Source organism: Streptomyces sp. NPDC051576, assembly GCF_040681835.1.
Classification (GTDB): Bacteria; Actinomycetota; Actinomycetes; order Streptomycetales; family Streptomycetaceae; genus Streptomyces.
In genome coordinates, this window is the sequence record NZ_JBFAZO010000006.1 from 253,856 (window position 1) to 271,394 (window position 17,539).

Below are 17,539 nucleotides of genomic sequence, written 5' to 3' on the forward strand. Positions count from 1 at the left end.
CCTCTCGGCCGGCGCGTGGGGACAGTGGGGGTTGGTGGGCCCGCACCGTTGGCAGGGGCCAACGCCGGTGTTTTAGCTTGCCAGGGCTGCTTTGTGGACGGCTTTGACTAGGCGGTTGTTCTCTTGGGCCGGGCCGCCGGGGTAGGCGAAGCGGCGGCGGGTGTAGCCGTAGGCGAGGCCGCTGTGGCGGTCGGCGAAGGCCTGGGAGCCGGCCGCGCCGCTGTGGCCGATCGTGCCGGCGCCCAGGGACGGGTACACGAAGGCCGAGGTCGCCTGGAAGCCCAGGCCGAACGCCCGGTGCGTGCGGGTCACCACGTCGTAGCCGACGGAGTGCAGTTGGCCGAACTCCGCCACCGTGTCCGCCTTGAGCAGCGCGGCCCGGTCCTCGACCTCGCTGATCGCCGCCGCGTAGAGGCCGGCCAGGCCGCGTGCCGAGGCCACTCCGCCGACCGACGCGGGGCCCTTGGCGCGGATCACCCGTTCGTTCGGCAGTGACACCAGGTCGGTGGGGTGCGGCGCGTGTTCGTTGAAGGCGATCGCGGTGAGGCTGTGGGGGGCGGGTGGCTCCGCCGCGCGCAGGGCTTGTTGTTCGGGGGTGAGGGTGGGGGGCTGGGTGGTGCGGAATCGGGGTTCGTGGGGTGTGGGGAGGCCGAGGAAGAAGTCCAGGGCGTAGGGTGCTCGGACTCTTTCCTCGTGAACTTCCTGGAGGGAGCGGCCCGTTGCTCGCCTTACGATCTCTCCGGTCAGCGCGCCGATCACCAGGGCGTGATAGCCGAAGGCCGCGCCCGGGCGCCAGAACGGGCGCTGGTCGGCGAGGCGTTCGGCGATGGCGCGGTCGTCGGCGAGTTCGTCGAGGGTGAAGCCGGTGTCGGTCCCTATCAGGCCCGCTCGGTGGGCGAGCAACTCGCGTAGAGTCAGCGCGTCTTTGCCCTCGGCCGCGAACTCCGGCCAGTAGTAGGTCACTTTGCGGTCCAGCTCCAGCGTGCCGTCTTGCACGAGCAACGCCACTACCAGGTGCGCGGCGCCCTTGGTGGACGAGAACACGCCGTAGAGGGAGTCGCCGTCGGCGTCGCTGCCGGGTGGGGCCGCCCACAGGTCTACGACGCGGCGGCCGTGTACGTACGCACACAACTGGCCTTCGTAGTCGGCGCGTTCCTCCGCCACGAAGGCGGCGAACTCGTCCCGGACCGTCTCGAAGCCGTCGGCTACGGTGCCGTGGATCTTCTGGGTCATCCGCTCTCCTCAACTGATCCGCTGCTCGCGTGTGCCATGTGCTCGCGTGTGCCATGGTGAACAACGCCTGTCCGACCTGCGGGAGTTCCCCCTCGGACCTCCTCCTGGTTCCGTAGATCGGTACGGCGAGCGGTGGCCGTTCGACTCAATGGAGCCTCAATGGCGCCTCGATGACGGCGACAAGGTGTTGGTGTTGTTGATGCCTGGACGTCGCATGCGCGGTGCCGGGAAGCGGGCATGCTGAGCACAGGTACCGGGCAGTGGACGGCGGGCGCGCACGGTGAGGAGTTCCCATGGCTACGATTCCTTCGCTCCCCAGCAGGGACGAGGTGCTGCGGATGGCACGCAGCATCACCGACATCACCGGCCAACTCCTGGACACGGCCGGGAACATCACCAGGATCGCGATCAACACCCTTGATCCACGGGACGGTTCGGGTGCGGAGGCGCTGCGGGTGCTGCGGGAGACCACCGCCGAGCTGGCCGAGGCGAGCGCGTCGCCGCAGGCACAGGAGGCGTTCTACCGCATCGTCGACACCCTGACCCGGCTCGGTACGACCGGCGCCCCGCTGGCCGTGCACCCGGCGAGCCGGCCCGCGCAGGCCCTGTTGGGCGTGGTCGGCGACAGCCTGCTGCCCGTGCTCGACGCGGTGGAACCGGCGGTCGAGGAGATCGCCACCGCGCTCGGTGAACTGGTCGAGGCGGCCTCCCCGTTGCTGCCCGCGGCGGCGGGCGTCGCCGCGGGCATGATGCTCGCCCTCACCCCGCTGGTCCGGTCGCTGGCCGACGCTCTGACCGACGCGACGCCCGAACTCCGCCGTATCGCCGAGGCGTTGACGTCCGCGCTGGCCCCGCTGCTGCCCCTCCAGGTGGCCCTCGCCGGCCGGGCGGCGAGCGCGGGCGTCAACGTCGTCCGTGCCGCCCTGCCGCCCCTCGCCGACCTCACGGAGGCGGCCGCGGCGACCACGAAGGCGGCCGGTCCGATGCTGGTCGCCGGTGAGGAGGTCCTGGTCTCCGCTCTGGAACGGGTTCAGCCCGTGCTGCTCGCGGCGACCTCCCACGCGGGGCGGGTGGCCCGGGCGACCGCGGTGCGGGTGACGGCGGCGGTGTCACCGGCCGCCGATCGCGGTGTGGTGGTGGCCGTCTCGGCCGTGTAGTGCCGGTCGACCGCCTCGTGCCGACGGTGAGTAAAGTTCTCCCCATGCATGATCTTGGGGCGGGATTCAGCTACCTCCTGAAGGGCCAGCGCTGGATGGCCCGGCACGGACGGCAGTACGGGTTCGGGCTGATCCCCGGCCTGATCACGCTGGTCCTCTACGTCGCGGCGCTGGTCGCGCTGGCGCTCTGGGGCGGGGACTTCGTCGGCTGGGCGACGCCCTTCGCGGACGACTGGTCGAGCCCCTGGCAGGGCCTGTTCCGGGGCTTCCTCACGGCAGTGCTGTTCGTACTGGCCCTGCTGCTCTCGGTGTTGACCTTCACGGCCGTCACCCTCCTGATAGGGCAGCCCTTCTACGAGACGCTCTCCGAGAAGGTCGACCGGGACATCTCGCCCGACGGCACCGCCCCCGAGTCGGGCCTCCCGCTCTGGCGCGAACTGTGGATCTCGGCCCGCGACAGCCTCCGCGTCCTGGTGCGGGCTCTGCTGTGGGGCGTGCTGCTCTTCGCCCTCGGATTCCTGCCGTTCGTCGGGCAGACGGCCATCCCGGTGATCGGGTTCTTCGTCACCGGGTTCTTCCTCACCGAGGAACTGACGGCCGTGGCCCTCCAGCGCCGGGGCGTCGACCTCCGCGCCCGCCTCACCCTGCTGCGCTCCCGCAAGACCCTCGTCTGGGGCTTCGGCACCCCCCTCGGCCTCTCCTTCCTGGTCCCGTTCGTCGCGGTGTTCCTGATGCCGGGGGCGGTGGCGGGGGCGACGATGATGGCGCGGGACCTGCTGGGGGAGGAGACCGAGGGGGAGGAAGCGGAAACCGGTCCGGAGTCAGCGGACCACTGACGCGTCCACGGCCACCGTCACCATCGCCTTCACCTGCGCGATGATGTCGACCCGGTTCCGTACGAACTCCGGGTCGGTGATCGTCCCCGTCGCCGGGTCCGTGTTGCCCGGCCCGAACTCCAGCACCGGCGTGTGGATATGGCCGCCCGGCAGCGAGTCGTGCAGCCCGAGCCGGTCCCGCAGCAGGGTCACGCGGTAGGCGATCTCGTTGGAGAGATAGTCGCCACCGCCCCCGGCCCGCGCCGTGGACCCCGCGGACGGCCCGTCCGGCCGTACGACGGGATCGGTCCCGCCCGCCGGGATCTCGGTCACCTCGGTGTGGTCGTAGACGGGGAAGCGCCCGGTGTCGGCGGCCGCAATCTCCTTGTACGGCAAGGTCGTTGACGTCCACTGGGGCTGTGAGGCCGGGTCGGTGACCGGGACCGTCTCCGTCCGGGACACGTTGTCGTTGTCCGGGAACCCGCCCCGCCAGGCACCGTTGGTCCGCTCCACGTCGAACCGGCCCACCCGCCCCTGACTCACCGTCGTGAACAGATCCACCTTCGGCAGATACGGCCGCAGGGCCCGCTCCACCGTCCCCTCCGCGAAGTCCGCCCACCGCACCGGGAACATCGCCGTCTCGATCCGCGCCGGACCGTCCGCCGTCCGGATCACCGTGCCGTCCAGCGCGAGCGCGATCGCCCCCGACGGGTTGGAGATCCGGATGTCCCGGTCCAGCGTGAACGGGTCGAACCCGGTCACCAGGATCCGCTTGATCCCCTTCTCCTGCGGATACCGGATACCGCTCTGCCCGCGCGAGGTCCGCTCCAACTCCGAGAGCAGCGCAGCCCGTTGACGCTCACTGACCCTGAACTCCGGCTCCCATCCCCGCACTTCCCGCGTCATCCCGAGCCGCGCCCAGTACAGCGGCCGATCGTCGTCCCGACTGAGATCCCCACCCGCCGGCCCCCGCCCCTGCGCCCGGTCAACAGCCCGCCGCCACAGGGCCGTTCCCTCGCGTACGACGACCCGGCGGGCCTGCGCATAGCTGTGCGTCCCTTCGAGGGCACGCGTGAACTCCGGTGCCACGGTGTCGAATCCGGAATGCTGAAGAATCTCCTGCGGCACCGCCTTGTCGAGCCGCTGCTCCTCGACGGTGGGAGAGAGCGCGGTGACGGCCGCCGCCGGCCCAGTACCGGGCGCGGAGAACCCCGCCAACAGGGCCAGCCCGAGGACGCTCGTTCTAACTCGTATGCCGTTCACGGTGGTTGACACCTTCCGTCGCAGTGGGGTGCGGGACGACGGCGGCAGTATCGCGTGACGGGAGTGGTCTACGCCACGGCCTCGTCCTCACGTGTCGGACGGGGGATACTGCCGCTCATGAAGACAGCGAAGGCAGCGAACCTGGGCGTCCTCTTCGCCATCGAGCTGGGCGCCCTCGTCGCGGTCGGCTACTGGGGCTTCACCCGGGATGTCGCCACCCCGCTGGCCTGGGTGCTGGGGCTCGGTGCCCCGGCTGTACTCATCACCCTCTGGTCGCTGTTCGGGTCGCAGAAGGCCAACCACAAGGTGCACGGCGCCGTCCGCGTCGGGTTCGAAATGGTGTGGTTCGGTGCCGGTGTCGTCGCGCTGGTCCTCGCCGGAGCCCAGGACTGGGCCTTGGTCCTCGCCCTCGTCTGTGTGGTGAGCAAGACGCTCGCCGTCATCTGGCGGCAGTGACCGGAGAGTTCAGGCCTCACCCAGCAGCGCCAGGAAATCCCTGAACGCCCCCGGCATGTCCACCGACTCCGGGTCCAGCAGCCACTGGTACTGGAGGCCGTCCATGACCGCGACCAGCAGTGGGGCCGTGCGCTCGGGGGTGAGGCCGTTCGGGAGGCGGTCGCCGTACTCGGTGCGGAGGACCGCCGCCATGCCGGCCCGGACCCGGGCGTAGCGCGCGGTGAAGTAGTCCCGCGCCGGGTGTCCCTCCGTCACGCTCTCGCCGAGCAGCGCCGAGAAGGTCTGGATGATGCCGGGCCGCATCGCGTTGTACTCGACCAGTGAGGCGAGCAGGTCGATCCGCCAGCGGCTGTCCGGTACGGCGTCCCACTGGTCCCGTTCCTCCAGGACGGCGACGAGCAGCGCGTCCTTCGTCGGGAAGTAGTGCAGCAGCCCCTGCTGGGTCAGCCCGACCCGCTCCGCCACCGCCGCCAGGCTCGCGCCCCGGTAGCCGCGCTCGGCGATCACCTCCAGGGCGGCCCGCACGATCTCGGCGCGCCGCTCCGCACTCTTGGCCCTGGCGTTCATGGCGTCACCGTACGACATCCATCCACCGTAGATATAACGGCAAGGTTACGAAACCTACCGCTCTACAGGTAACCGATGCACGATGAGAGGCACAGGGCACAGGACGGACTCACCCAGGAGGCACCGTGGTGGCGGAAACCCATGAAGCAGTCGTCGAGGCGGCCCTCGGCAAGCTCGATCTCGACACCAAGACCCGGCTCCTGGCCGGGCAGGACATGTGGTCCCTGCCCGCCCTCCCGGAGATCGGCCTGAGGTCCCTCGTGATGTCGGACGGCCCGATCGGCGTCCGGGGTGTGCGCTGGACCGCCGACGATCCGTCCGTCGCGCTGCCGTCCCCGACCGCCCTCGCCGCCTCCTGGGACCCGGAACTCGCCCGCCGTGCAGGCGTGTTGCTCGCCCAGGAGGCCCGGCGCAAGGGGGTTCATGTCCTGCTTGCGCCGACCGTCAACCTGCACCGCTCCCCGCTCGGAGGGCGGCACTTCGAGGCGTACAGCGAGGACCCGTACCTCACCGGGCGGATCGGCTCCGGGTATGTGCGAGGCGTCCAGTCCGGCGGTGTCGGCACCACCGTCAAGCACTTCGTCGCCAACGACGCCGAGACCGACCGCTTCACCGTGAACAACCTCGTCTCCCAACGCGCCCTGCGCGAGCTGTACTTGGCCCCCTTCGAGCACATCGTCGAGAACGCCCGCCCCTGGGGCGTCATGACCGCCTACAACACGGTCAACGGCACGACGATGACCGAGCATCGCCAGTTGGTGAACGAGGTCCTGCGCGGCGAGTGGGGCTTCGACGGCTTCAACGTCTCCGACTGGACGGCCGCCCGCTCGACGACCGGTGACATCGAGGGCGGCCTCGACGTCGCCATGCCCGGCCCCAGGACCGTCTACGGCGCCGCCCTCGCCCGGGCCGTGCGCGACGGCGAGGTCGACGAGGCCACGGTCGACACCGCCGTACGGAACGTGCTGCGGCTCGCCGCCCGCGTCGGCATCCTGGAGGGCGCCGAGCCCGCCGTCACGGCGGACCGACTCCCGGACACCGTCGACGGGGAGGCCCTCGCCCGCGAGATCGCCCGCCGTTCGTTCGTCCTCGTACGGAACGAGGTTCGGGACGGGAACAGGGCGCTTCCGTTGAAGCCGGGCGGCACCGTCGCGCTTCTCGGTGCCGCCGCCCGCGATGCCCGTGTCCTCGGTGGCGGTTCCGCCACCGTCTTCCCGGCCCGGGTCGTCTCCCCGCTCGACGGCCTCACCGCCGCCCTCCCCGAAGGCACCCTCACCTACGCCGTCGGCGCCGACCCGAACACCGAACTCGCCGTCGCCGACAAGGGGTTCGAGCTGCGCGCCGTCTGCCGGGACGCCGACGGCACGGTCATCGGCACCGGCTCCGCGCCCAACGGGCAGATCCAGTGGATGGGTTCGGACCTCCCCGAGGGCGTCACCCACGACACCCTCCACACCGTCGAACTCACCGGCACCTTCACCCCACGCGACACCGGACACCACACCTTCGGCATCAAGGGGGTCGGCGCCTTCACCCTCGTCGTCGACGGCACGACGTACTACGACGACGTCCAACGCCCCCTCAAGGGCGACCCGTTCATCTCCTTCTTCGGCGCCCCCGAACCCCGGGCCCGTGTCGAACTCGCCGCCGGCGCCCCGGTCGAGGTGTCCCTGACCTACGTCGTCGCCCGCCCCAAGGACCTCCCCCTCAAGGCCATCGGCTTCACCCTCGTCCACCAGGAACCGAGGCGCGACCCGGACGAACTCATCGCCGAGGCCGTCGAGGCGGCCCGCGCCGCCGCCACCGCCGTCGTCGTGGTCGCCACCACCGAGCGGGTGGAGTCGGAGGGATACGACCGCACCGACCTCCGACTCCCGGGCCGCCAGGACGACTTGGTGCACGCCGTCGCCGCCGCCAACCCGAACACCGTCGTGATCGTCAACTCCGGCTCCCCGGTCGAACTGCCCTGGCGCGATGAGGTCGCCGCCGTCCTGCTCGGCTGGTTCCCCGGCCAGGAGGGCGGCGCGGCCCTCGCCGACGTACTCACCGGCACCCACGAACCCGGCGGCCGCCTGCCCACCACCTGGGGCTCCCTGACCGATGCCCCGGTCACCAAGGTCGTCCCGGAGAACGGTGAACTCCCGTACACCGAGGGCGTGTTCATCGGCTACCGCGCCTGGGAGAAGGAGGGCCGCACTCCGTCGTACGGTTTCGGGCACGGTCTCGGCTACACCGAGTGGACGTATGACGGGATCGAGGTGGAGAGCACATCCGTCACGGTGAGGGTCACCAACTCCGGTACCCGTCCCGGTCGTGAGGTCGTCCAGATCTATGTCGCCCCGACGCAACCCGACCCGGAGCGTCCGGCCCGCTGGCTGGCCGGTTTCGCGGGGGTGGAGGCCGGGCCCGGGGACAGTGTCGACGTGATCGTCGAACTTCCGCACCGGGCTTTCGAGATCTGGGATGAGACGACGAATGGGTGGGCAGTTGTAAAGGGTTCGTACGAGATCCAGGCGGGCCGCTCGATCACGGACCGCAGGGTCGCCACGACGATTAACGTCTGAACCGGGAGGCATCTCCCCACAGACAGCCCCGGTCCGGGACCTGACCCCTGGACCGGGGCTCAGTCGTGTCCGGACCGGCCCAGCACGATCATCGGGCCGAGAAGCCGTACACCGTCTCCGACCGGTAGGTCTGGCCCGGACGCAGCTCCGTGCTCGGGAAGTCCGGGCGGTTGGGGGAGTCGGGGAAGTGCTGGGTCTCCAGGGCGATGCCGTCGCCGGGGGCGAAGGGGTCGTCGAGATGGTCGGCCGTGTAGAGCTGGATGCCGGGCTCGGTGGTCGCCACCGTCAGCACCCGGCCGGACGCCGGGTCGTACAGCTCGGCGATCTCCACCGGGGCCGGGGTCACGCCCTTGTCGAGCACGAAGTTGTGGTCGTAGCCGGCGCCGGCCTTCCGCGGCTCACGGAAGTCGAAGCGGGTGCCCGTCACGTCGTCGAGGGAGCCGGTGGGGATCAGGTCCGCGTCGACCGGCGTGAACCGCGAGGCGGCGAGCCGGAGTTCATGGCCGGCCGCGGTGCCGGAGCCGCTCAGGTTGAAGTAGCTGTGGTTCGTGAGGTTGACGACGGTCGGCGCGTCCGTCGTCGCCTCGTAGGCGAAGCACAGCGCGCCCGACGCGTCGAGTGTGTAGGTCGCCGAGACGTCCAGGCGGCCCGGGAAGCCCTCCTCGCCGTGCGGGCTGACCCTGCTGAGCCGCAGTCCGTGCTCGACCGGCTCGACGTCCCACACCCGCTTGTCGAAGCCGCGCTCGCCGCCGTGCAGGGAGTTGGGCGGGTTGTTCTGCGCGAGGGAGTAGGTCACGCCCTCCAGCGGAAAACGGCCGCCCGCGATCCGGTTCGCGTACCGCCCGACCAGAGCGCCCAGATACGGCCCCGGGTGGGTGAGATAGCCGTCCAGGTCCGCGAAGCCGAGCACGACGTTCGCCGTCTGCCCGGCGCGGTCCGGCACCTCCACGGACTGCACGATTCCGCCGTACGACAGCACCCGCACCCGGACGCCCGCCCGCTCCAGGGTCCAGCGGTGCACGGGGGTGCCGTCGGGAAGGGTGCCGAAGAGTTCGCTCATGAGGGAAACCCTAGGTCAGGGTTGGCGTGCGGTGATCCGCTGGTAGGCGATCGCGGCGAGCTGCGCCTGGCCGTCCTTGCTCGGATGGAACCAGTCCCAGTGGCTCAACTGGTCCGTGCCGAAGCGGTAGTCGTAGACCGCGTCCCCGTCGAAACGGCACCGCTCGTCCGTCGCGCACACCTGCTCCAGGACCTTGTTGTACGCCTCCACCCGGTCCTGCACCGTGTCCCGCCGCGCGGTCGCCGCCGAGTCCAGGGCGTCCGCGTCGGCCAGCATCGAGGGGCAGATGCCCAGCTTCCACACCTCCTTGCCCAGCGGGTTGGTCCGCCCCTGCGACCAGAGCCGCTTGAGATTGGGCACGCTCGCGACGTAGACCTGCGTCTTCGGCAGTGCCCGCCGCAAGCTCTTGAGCGAGTCCTCGAACTCGGTGCGGAAGTCGGCCACGGAGGTCATCGCGGAGGTCGAGGCCCGGCAGGCGTCATTGGCGCCCACCATCACCGTCACCAACTGCGGCTTCCGCACGGCCGCCCGGCCGATCTGCGCGGGCAGGTCGGCCATCCGCGCCCCGGTCTCCGCGTAGTTCCAACTGCGCTCCGCCGCGCCCGCCGCTCCCAGCAGGCGAACGGCGACGCTGTCGACCGAGGCCTCGCTGCCCGTCGCCCAGGACACCTCCGGGCAGTCGGACAGGACCGTACAGGCGTCGAAACCACGGGTGATGGAGTCGCCGACCGCCGCTACCGAGGACGGGCTGCGGTCCCACGCCTGGGTGGGGGAGGGCTTCGCCGCGGTCGCCGTACCGCTCTTGCCGTGCGCGCCTGCGGAGTCGCCCCCGCCCGCGTCGCAGCCGGCCGCGCCCAGCACGGCGGCCGTCACGACGGCGAGCGCGGTCCGTGCGCGATGACGTCGGAATCGCATGTCGAGACCCGTCACCTCCCCTCCCGTCCCCTCCGGTCCACAACGGTCTCAACCCATGACAACGCGCCAGGGTTCCCGTCGGCGCGCGATGCAACGGCTCACCCCCGTACAAGCGTCCCCCTGGGTGAATGGCGGGGTTTCCTGGCACCGGGACGGACGGTACGTCACACTCCCGGCGCCGCCGCACGGTAGCCTCGCCCTCAACGTGGCTGCCCTGCCGCCGCCGTTTGCCAGCCCGCAAGATGCCCCGCTCTGTCCGGAGGTCCCGGTGACGACACGTGGAGTTCTGTACGTGCACTCCGCGCCGCGCGCGCTGTGCCCGCACGTCGAGTGGGCCGTCGCCGGGGTGCTCGGCACACGCGTCAGCCTCGACTGGATCCGGCAGCCCGCGGCGCCCGGCACCTGGCGCTCCGAATTCTCCTGGCAGGCCGAGGTCGGCACCGCCTCCAAGCTGGCCTCCGCGCTGCGCGGCTGGCACCTCCTGCGCTTCGAGGTGACCGCCGAGCCCTGCCCCACCGCCGAGGGCGAGCGCTACAGCTGCACCCCCGACCTCGGCATCTTCCACGCCGTCACCGGCATCCACGGCGACATCCTCATCCCCGAGGACCGCCTCCGCGCCGCCCTGACGAGGTCTCAACAGGGCGAGACCGACCTGGAGGCGGAGATCGCCAAGCTGCTCGGCAAGCCGTGGGACGACGAGTTGGAGCCCTTCCGGTACGCGGGCGAGGGCGCTCCGGTGCGCTGGCTGCACCAGGTGGTCTAGGCGGTCCGAGTTCCGGACCCGGACATGCGTGAAGGGCCCCCACCGGTCGGTGGGGGCCCTTCAGCGTCGTACAGGGACTTCTCAGACCGTACGGAACGCCAGCACCACGTTGTGGCCGCCGAAGCCGAACGAGTCGTTCAGAGCGGCGATACGGCCCTCGACCGGCAGCTTGCGGGCCTCGCCGCGGACGACGTCCGCGTTGGCCTCCGCCTCCGGGTCGAGGTTCTCGACGTTGATGGTCGGCGGGGCGACGCGGTTGTAGAGCGCGAGGACGGTCGCGACCGACTCGACACCGCCCGCGCCACCCAGCAGGTGACCGGTCATCGACTTGGTCGCCGAGACCGCCATGTGGTCCGCGTCGTCGCCGAACACCTTGCGCAGCGCCTTCAGTTCGGCCACGTCACCGGCCGGCGTCGAGGTCGCGTGCGCGTTCACGTGCACGATCTCCGCCGGGTCCAGGTCGGTGTTGGCGAGCAGGTTCCGCAGGGCCTGCGAGATACCGCGGCCCTCCGGCTCCGGCTGCACGATGTCGTGGCTGTCGGCGGAGATGCCCTGGCCGACCGCCTCCGCGTACACCCGGGCACCGCGCGCGGCGGCGTGCTCGGCGGACTCCAGGACCAGGACACCGGCGCCCTCGCCGAGGACGAAGCCGTCCCGGGCGGTGTCGTAGGGACGCGAGGCGCCCTGCGGGTCGTCGTTGTTCTTGGACATCGCCATCATGTTGCCGAACGCGGCGATGGGCAGCGGGTGGATCGCCGCCTCCGTGCCACCCGCGACGACGACGTCGGCGCGGCCGGTGCGGATCATCTCGATTGCGTAGCCGATGGCCTCGGCGCCGGAGGCGCACGCGGAGACCGGCGTGTGCACACCCGCGCGGGCGCCCACGAGCAGACCCACGTTGGCGGACGGGCCGTTCGGCATCAGCATGGGGACGGTGTGCGGGGAGACGCGGCGGACGCCCTTCTCCTTCAGCACGTCGTACTGGTCGAGCAGGGTCGTCACACCGCCGATGCCGGAGGCGATGACGGTGCCGAGCCGGTCGGGGTCGACGGCCTCGTCGGCGCCGGCCTTGTCGGTGAAGCCCGCGTCGGCCCACGCCTCCTTGGCCGCGATCAGCGCGAACTGCGCCGAGCGGTCCAGGCGGCGGGCCTGCGGACGCGGGATGACCTCGGAGGGGTCCACGGCCACCGGCGCGGCGATACGGACCGCCTGCTCGGCGGCCCACTCCTGCTCCAGGGGCTTGACGCCGGACCTGCCGGCGACCATCCCCTCCCAGGTAGAGGCTGCGTCGCCACCCAGCGGTGTGGTTGCGCCGATACCGGTGACGACCACGGTGCGATTGGTCGGGCTCACGGGAAATCTTTCTCCAACGGTACGAGGATTAAGCGGCGCCACCGCCGGGTGGCGGGGCCATGCAGCCGGGCCTAAGAGGTGGCTCAGGCCTGGTGCTTGAGGATGTAGTCGGTCGCGTCGCCGACCGTCTTGAGGTTCTTGACGTCCTCGTCGGGGATCTTGACGTCGAAGCGCTCCTCGGCGGCGACGACGACCTCGACCATGGACAGCGAGTCGACGTCCAGGTCGTCGGTGAAGGACTTGTCCAGCTGGACGTCCTCAACCGGGATGCCGGCGATCTCGTTCACGATGTCGGCGAGACCGGCGACGATCTCTTCCTGAGTGGCGGCCATGTCAGGCGCTCCTTCTATGTGATCCAGAGGGTGTGGCTGTGCTTCCGCACCGGATCCGATGATGATCCGGCACGCAGTGCCTAGGGGAGGGTAACGACCGTCGCGGCGTACACGAGACCCGCCCCGAAGCCGATGACGAGCGCGGTGTCGCCGCTCTTCGCCTCGCCGGTCGCCAGAAGCCGCTCCATAGCGAGCGGAATCGAGGCGGCCGAGGTGTTGCCGGTGGTGCGTACGTCACGCGCGACCGTGACGTGCTCCGGCAGTTTCAGCGTCTTCACCATCGAGTCGATGATCCGCTCGTTGGCCTGGTGGGGAATGAAGACATCCAGGTCGTCCGGGGTGATCCCGGCCGCGTCCAGCGCCTGCTGGGCGACCTTCGCCATCTCGAACACGGCCCAGCGGAACACCGCCTGGCCCTCCTGCGTGATCGCAGGGAACTTGCCCGTGCTGTCGTACTGGTCCCACGGCACGGTCTGCTTGATGGTGTCGGACTTGTCGCCCTCCGAGCCCCACACGGTCGGGCCGATGCGCGGCTCCTTGGAGGGGCCCACCACGACCGCGCCCGCGCCGTCGCCGAACAGGAAGGCCGTCGCGCGGTCCTCCAGGTCGGTCAGGTCGGAGAGCCGCTCCACGCCGATGACGAGCACGTACTCGGCGCTGCCCTCGACGACCATGCCCTTGGCGAGGGTCAGGCCGTAGCCGAAGCCCGCGCAGCCCGCCGAGATGTCGAACGCGGCGGCCTTCCTGGTCCCCAGCTTGTCGGCGATCTCCGTCGCCACGGCCGGGGTCTGCTTGAAGTGCGAGACCGTGGACACGATCACGCCGCCGATCTGCTCGGCGGAGATCCCCGCGTCCGCGATCGCCTTGCCGGACGCCTCGATGGACATCGCGGCGACGGTCTCCTCGTCGTTCGCCCAGTGCCGGGTCTCGATGCCCGAACGCGAGCGGATCCATTCGTCGGACGAGTCGATCGTCTCCAGGATCACCTCGTTCGGCACGACACGGACCGGACGGTAGCCGCCCACACCGAGGATGCGCGCGTACGGTGCGCCCTTGCTCGGCTTGATCTTCGACATGTGCGTACGGCTCCTTCGTCAGGCGTTGGCGTGCTCTGCGATGAGCTCGCGGGCCGCGTCGAGGTCGTCGGGGGTCTTCAGGGCCAGCGTCTTGACGCCGGGCAGGGCGCGCTTGGCGAGGCCGGTCAGGGTGCCGCCGGGGCACACCTCCAGGAGCGCGGTGACGCCCAGCTCCTTGAAGGTCTCCATGCACAGGTCCCAGCGGACCGGGTTGGCCACCTGGCCGACCAGCCGCTCCAGCACCTCGGCGCCGGTGGCGACGGCCTGGCCGTCCTTGTTCGAGACGTACGTGACCGTCGGGTCGCCGGGCGTCAGCTCCTGCGCGGCCTTGGCGAGCGTGTCGACCGCCGGGGCCATGTGCCGCGTGTGGAACGCGCCGGCCACCTTCAGTGCCACGACCCGACGCACGCCCTCGGGCTTGTCGGCCTCCAGGGCGGCGAGCTGCTCCAGCGTGCCGGCGGCCACGATCTGGCCCGCGCCGTTCACGTTCGCCGGGGTCAGGCCCAGCTTCTCCAGATGCGCGACCGTGGTGTCCGGGTCGCCGCCGAGCAGCGCCGACATCCCGGTCTTCGTGATCGCGGCGGCCGCGGCCATCGCCAGACCCCGCTTGCGTACGAGAGTCAGGGCGGCCGTGTCGTCCAGCACGCCCGCGAAGACGGCGGCGGTGATCTCGCCGACGCTGTGACCGGCGACGGCACCCGGCGTCACCTCGCCGAGGGCGGCCGCGGAGACCAGTCCGGCGGCGACCAGCAGCGGCTGGGCGACGGCCGTGTCACGGATCTCGTCCGCGTCGGCGTCCGTGCCGTAGTGCACCAGGTCGAGGTCGACGGCGGCCGAGAGGGCACGCAGACGGTCCTCGACACCGGGGAGGTCGAGCCAGGGGGTCAGGAAGCCGGGCGTCTGGGCGCCCTGGCCGGGAGCGACGAGTACGAGCACTCTCACACTCTCTCTTGGGGACGGGCACGGCCGCCCGTGGGGACAGGGACGAAGAACACGGGGGCGTTTTGTGGGCCCCCGACAAAAGGCTAGGTCTGGGGATCTCCATCGGCCAGACGCCCCAGGATCAGCGCGATCCGCAGCGTGAACGCGGACCGTACATCGGATGGCGACCAGCCGGTGACGTCAGTCACACGTCGAAGCCGGTAGCGCACGGTGTTGGGATGCACGAACAGCATCCGCGCCGCACCTTCGAGGCTACTCGCCTGCTCCAGATAGACACTGAGCGTCTCCAGGAGCGCGGACCCGGCCTCCTCCAGCGGTCTGTAGATCTCCTCCACCAACTGGTCCCGCGCACCCGGGTCACCGGCCATCGCCCGTTCCGGAAGCAGGTCGTCCGCCAGTACCGGGCGTGGGGCGTCCTGCCAGGCGGAGCACGCCTTCAGCCCGGCGGCGGCGGCCTGCGCGGACCGGGTGGCGGCCAGCAGATCGGGCACGATGGGCCCGGCCACCACGGGTCCGGCCGCATACGGGCCGATCAGCGACTTGGCCACGGCCAGCGGATTGTCGTTGCCACCGGCGATCACCACGAGCCGGTCCCCGAGCACCCCGGTCAGCACCTGGAGCTTGGCGTGCCGGGCGGCCCGCCGGATCGCCTCCACGGTCAGCTCGCTGTCACCGTCCGGCGCGGTGCCCAGCACCACGCAGACGTGTTCGGGGGAGTTCCACCCGAGCGCGGCGGCCCGGGAGACGGCGCCCTCGTCGGCCTCGCCGCTGAGCACGGCGTTCACGACGAGCGATTCGAGCCGGGCGTCCCAGGCACCGCGCGCCTCGGCGGCCTGCGCGTACACCTGGGCCGTCGCGAAGGCGATCTCCCGGGCGTACACGAGCAGCGCCTCACGCAGCACGGACTCGTCACCGGGCGCGGCCACCTCGTCGATGGCGGACTCCATGACCTCGATGGTCGTCCGCACCATCTCCACGGTCTGCCGGAGCGTGATGGCCCGGGTCAGCTCGCGGGGAGCCGTACCGAACACATCGGTGGAGATGGCCTGGGGCGCGTCCGGATGCCGGAACCACTCGGTGAACGCGGCGATACCCGCCTGCGCGACCAGCCCGATCCAGGAACGGTTCTCCGGTGGCATCGCCCGGTACCACGGCAGCGTCTCGTCCATGCGCGCGATGGCCTGGGCGGCAAGACTCCCGGACGACTGCTCCAGCCGCTTCAGGGTCGCCGGGTGCGAGTGGGCGCGGGCTACGGGGGCGGCGGGTCTGCTGGTTTCGGGTTCGGGCACGGGACAAGACTGCCTTATCGGGAGCGGGGTGTGCGGTGGCGGGGCGCCTGGGCCGGTGTTTGGGGGCGGATAGCTGGGCGGTGTTTGGTGGGTGGGTACCTGGGACTGTGTCGATAAGGCGCCGTCGCGCGCACCTCTATTGGTTCGGTCGCCTTCGGAGCGCTGGAAGCCGGTGTCGAGAGCCCGATCGTGCTCGACCCTTCGGGCCTCCGCGCCGTTCGTGAGGCTGGACGCCGTGGGGAATGGGCCGTCTGTCCAGGGTTACCGTGGGGGCGTGATGGATGTGCGGCGTGCCGACGAGCGTTACCCGGGGGGTGACCCGGCGGCCGGGATCGAGACCCGGCATGCCTTCTCCTTCGGGGCGCACTACGACCCCGACAACCTCCGCTTCGGCGCGGTCATCGCCTGCAACGAGGAGCGGCTCGCGCCCGGTGCCGGTTTCGACGAACACCCGCACAGCCACACCGAGATCATCACCTGGGTCGTGGAGGGGGAGCTGAGCCACCGCGACTCCACGGGCCATCTGACCCGTGTCCGCCCCGGTGACGTGCAGCGCCTCAGCTCGGCGGCCGGTGTGCGGCACGTCGAACGCAACGACACCGACGGCCCGTTGACCTTCGTACAGATGTGGCTGGCCCCGCTGGAACCCGGCGGCGAACCGTCGTACGAGATCGTCCACGGCATCGCCGACTCCACGCCGTACGCGGTACCGGAGGCGGGCGCGATGCTGCATGTGCGGCGGCTCGGGCCCGGGGAGCGCACCGCCGTACCGGACTCCGTGCATGTGTATGTGCATGTGGTGCGGGGAGAAGTGCGCATGGAGGGAGAGAAGTTGGGGCCCGGGGACGCCGCGCGCATCACGGACGCGCGGGATCTGGTGGTGGAGGCGGAGACGGGGGCCGAGTTGTTGATGTGGGAGATGGCCTAGAGGTCCGCGAGGACGGAGTCCGTGAACTTCGGCCACGCCTCGATCGCCCACGGGCCGAAGGCGCGGTCCGCGAGTGCCACGCATCCCGCGCCCGCCGCCGGGTCGATCCACAGGAACGTACCGGACTGGCCGAAGTGGCCGAAGGTGCGCGGAGACGATGAACTGCCGGTCCAGTGGGGGGACTTGGAGTCGCGGATCTCGAAGCCCAGGCCCCAGTCGTTCGGGTTCTGGTGGCCGTAGCCCGGCAACACGCCCTTGGTGCCCGGGTATTGGACCGTCATCGCCTCGGCGACCGTGCGCGGGTCGAGGAGGCGGGGGACCTGGACCTCGGCGGCGAAGCGGAGGATGTCGGTGACGGTCGAGATGCCGTCCTTCGCCGGGGAGCCGTTCAGCGAGGTCGAGTTCATGCCGAGGGGGGCGAGGACGGCCTGATGGAGGTACTCCGCGAACGGGATCTCCGTCGCCTTCGCGAGGTGGTCGCCGAGCTGCTCGAAGCCCGCGTTCGAGTACAGGCGGCGTTCTCCGGGCGGGGCCGTCACGCGGTGCTCGTCGAAGGCCAGCCCCGAGGTGTGGGCGAGGAGATGGCGGACCGTGGAGCCGGGCGGGCCCGCCGGTTCGTCCAGCTCGATCGCGCCTTCCTCGTACGCGACGAGGGCGGCGTACGCGGCGAGCGGCTTGGTGACCGAGGCGAGCGGGAAGCGGTGGTCGGCCGGACCGTGGGTGCCGAGGAGGGTGCCGTCGGCTCGTACGACACCCGCCGCGGCGGTCGGCACCGGCCAGTTCTCGATCAGCGCGAGGCTCTGCAAGGACATGCTGTCGAGGGTAG

17 protein-coding genes are annotated in these 17,539 nt (G+C 70.9%); 6 read left to right on the forward strand and 11 right to left on the reverse strand.

Features of this window, described 5'->3' with window-relative positions:
• Positions 1-72 precede the first annotated feature (72 nt).
• Positions 73-1,233, reverse strand: a complete 1,161-nt coding sequence (locus AB0M63_RS21810; protein WP_366020519.1) for a serine hydrolase domain-containing protein — start codon at positions 1,231-1,233, stop codon at positions 73-75.
• Between the two features lie 293 nt (positions 1,234-1,526).
• Here AB0M63_RS21810 and AB0M63_RS21815 point away from each other — a divergent pair, with 293 nt between their 5' ends.
• Both AB0M63_RS21815 and AB0M63_RS21820 read left to right on the forward strand, forming a co-directional pair.
• The gene (locus AB0M63_RS21815; protein ID WP_366020520.1) at positions 1,527-2,390 is read left to right on the forward strand and encodes a hypothetical protein; all 864 of its coding nucleotides are present in this window, start codon (positions 1,527-1,529) and stop codon (positions 2,388-2,390) included.
• A 44-nt stretch (positions 2,391-2,434) separates the two neighbouring features.
• Positions 2,435-3,226: an EI24 domain-containing protein gene (locus AB0M63_RS21820; protein WP_366020521.1), complete on the forward strand. Its 792-nt coding sequence runs from the start codon at positions 2,435-2,437 to the stop codon at positions 3,224-3,226.
• Here the strand turns inward: AB0M63_RS21820 and AB0M63_RS21825 are convergent.
• Positions 3,212-4,468 (reverse strand): pyroglutamyl peptidase, encoded by a 1,257-nt coding sequence (locus AB0M63_RS21825; RefSeq protein ID WP_366020522.1) that lies wholly within the window; start codon positions 4,466-4,468, stop codon positions 3,212-3,214. The two genes, AB0M63_RS21820 and AB0M63_RS21825, sit on opposite strands and share 15 nt — an antisense overlap.
• Before the next feature lie 117 nt (positions 4,469-4,585).
• Here AB0M63_RS21825 and AB0M63_RS21830 point away from each other — a divergent pair, with 117 nt between their 5' ends.
• The gene (locus tag AB0M63_RS21830) at positions 4,586-4,924 is read left to right on the forward strand and encodes a YrdB family protein (RefSeq protein WP_366020523.1); all 339 of its coding nucleotides are present in this window, start codon (positions 4,586-4,588) and stop codon (positions 4,922-4,924) included.
• Between the two features lie 9 nt (positions 4,925-4,933).
• On the opposite strand, the gene AB0M63_RS21835 is transcribed toward AB0M63_RS21830, so the two are convergent.
• On the reverse strand, positions 4,934-5,509 hold the full coding sequence (locus AB0M63_RS21835) for a TetR family transcriptional regulator (RefSeq protein ID WP_366020524.1): 576 nt from the start codon (positions 5,507-5,509) through the stop codon (positions 4,934-4,936).
• Positions 5,510-5,619: 110 nt separating this feature from the next.
• Between AB0M63_RS21835 and AB0M63_RS21840 the strand changes: the two genes are divergently transcribed.
• Positions 5,620-8,055 carry a glycoside hydrolase family 3 C-terminal domain-containing protein gene (locus AB0M63_RS21840; protein WP_366020525.1) on the forward strand — a complete coding sequence of 812 codons (2,436 nt, stop codon included), beginning with the start codon at positions 5,620-5,622 and terminating at the stop codon, positions 8,053-8,055.
• 88 nt (positions 8,056-8,143) lie between these two features.
• Here AB0M63_RS21840 and AB0M63_RS21845 read toward each other — a convergent pair whose 3' ends face one another.
• Positions 8,144-9,115: an aldose epimerase family protein gene (locus AB0M63_RS21845; protein WP_366020526.1), complete on the reverse strand. Its 972-nt coding sequence runs from the start codon at positions 9,113-9,115 to the stop codon at positions 8,144-8,146.
• 15 nt (positions 9,116-9,130) lie between these two features.
• The gene (locus AB0M63_RS21850) at positions 9,131-10,030 is read right to left on the reverse strand and encodes an SGNH/GDSL hydrolase family protein (RefSeq protein WP_366020527.1); all 900 of its coding nucleotides are present in this window, start codon (positions 10,028-10,030) and stop codon (positions 9,131-9,133) included.
• Between the two features lie 268 nt (positions 10,031-10,298).
• Here AB0M63_RS21850 and AB0M63_RS21855 point away from each other — a divergent pair, with 268 nt between their 5' ends.
• On the forward strand, positions 10,299-10,793 hold the full coding sequence (locus AB0M63_RS21855) for a DUF3145 domain-containing protein (protein ID WP_352183372.1): 495 nt from the start codon (positions 10,299-10,301) through the stop codon (positions 10,791-10,793).
• Between the two features lie 81 nt (positions 10,794-10,874).
• Here the strand turns inward: AB0M63_RS21855 and fabF are convergent, their stop codons facing one another.
• The 5 genes from fabF to fasR all read right to left on the reverse strand — a co-directional run bounded on the left by fabF (position 10,875) and on the right by fasR (position 15,785).
• Positions 10,875-12,146, reverse strand: coding sequence for a beta-ketoacyl-ACP synthase II (fabF, locus tag AB0M63_RS21860; protein WP_355917348.1), 1,272 nt, complete (start codon positions 12,144-12,146; stop codon positions 10,875-10,877).
• A gap of 83 nt (positions 12,147-12,229) precedes the next feature.
• A complete protein-coding gene (locus tag AB0M63_RS21865; protein ID WP_015660680.1) occupies positions 12,230-12,478 on the reverse strand; it encodes an acyl carrier protein in 249 nt (82 codons plus the stop codon).
• Between the two features lie 80 nt (positions 12,479-12,558).
• On the reverse strand, positions 12,559-13,554 hold the full coding sequence (locus AB0M63_RS21870) for a ketoacyl-ACP synthase III (RefSeq protein ID WP_355917345.1): 996 nt from the start codon (positions 13,552-13,554) through the stop codon (positions 12,559-12,561).
• A gap of 18 nt (positions 13,555-13,572) precedes the next feature.
• On the reverse strand, positions 13,573-14,490 hold the full coding sequence (locus tag AB0M63_RS21875; protein ID WP_366020528.1) for an ACP S-malonyltransferase: 918 nt from the start codon (positions 14,488-14,490) through the stop codon (positions 13,573-13,575).
• A gap of 89 nt (positions 14,491-14,579) precedes the next feature.
• Entirely contained in the window at positions 14,580-15,785 is a 1,206-nt protein-coding gene (gene fasR / locus AB0M63_RS21880; protein ID WP_355917340.1) for a fatty acid biosynthesis transcriptional regulator FasR, read from the reverse strand.
• Positions 15,786-16,062: 277 nt separating this feature from the next.
• On the opposite strand from fasR, the gene AB0M63_RS21885 reads away from it, so the two are divergent.
• Entirely contained in the window at positions 16,063-16,713 is a 651-nt protein-coding gene (locus tag AB0M63_RS21885) for a pirin family protein (protein ID WP_366020706.1), read from the forward strand.
• On the opposite strand, the gene AB0M63_RS21890 is transcribed toward AB0M63_RS21885, so the two are convergent.
• A complete protein-coding gene (locus AB0M63_RS21890; RefSeq protein WP_366020529.1) occupies positions 16,710-17,525 on the reverse strand; it encodes a serine hydrolase domain-containing protein in 816 nt (271 codons plus the stop codon). The two genes, AB0M63_RS21885 and AB0M63_RS21890, sit on opposite strands and share 4 nt — an antisense overlap.
• Positions 17,526-17,539 lie beyond the last annotated feature (14 nt).